Genomic DNA, 256 nt, shown 5'->3' on the forward strand with positions numbered 1-256 from the left:
TCAAGCAATACGCTCGAGGCCCACAAGGAACAAACTTGTACGACCTAGTGTTCAGTGAAGATGAATAAAGAACCCACACCGCTGTCAGCATCAAAGTACAACAAACTGCTTAACACCGCAGAAGAGAAATCAAACCGCCACGGATTCACCGTATACGCCCTCGGCCACACTGGACTGCGCGGCAGTGAGTTCAGTCGCTTGAGTTGTGAATGGCTCGACAGCGGAGAGCGAATGCTCCAAGTCAAGCGACTGAACT

Annotated in this window: 1 protein-coding gene; it reads left to right on the forward strand. The window is 51.2% G+C overall.

The annotated features are described in order from the left end of the window. Window positions 1-60 precede the first annotated feature (60 nt). Window positions 61-256 (forward strand): hypothetical protein (locus EXE42_RS20890; protein ID WP_199240797.1); only part of this gene is annotated, 196 nt, incomplete at its 3' end.

The organism is Halorubrum sp. SP3, assembly GCF_005435195.1.
In the GTDB taxonomy this organism is placed as follows: Archaea; Halobacteriota; Halobacteria; order Halobacteriales; family Haloferacaceae; genus Halorubrum; species Halorubrum sodomense.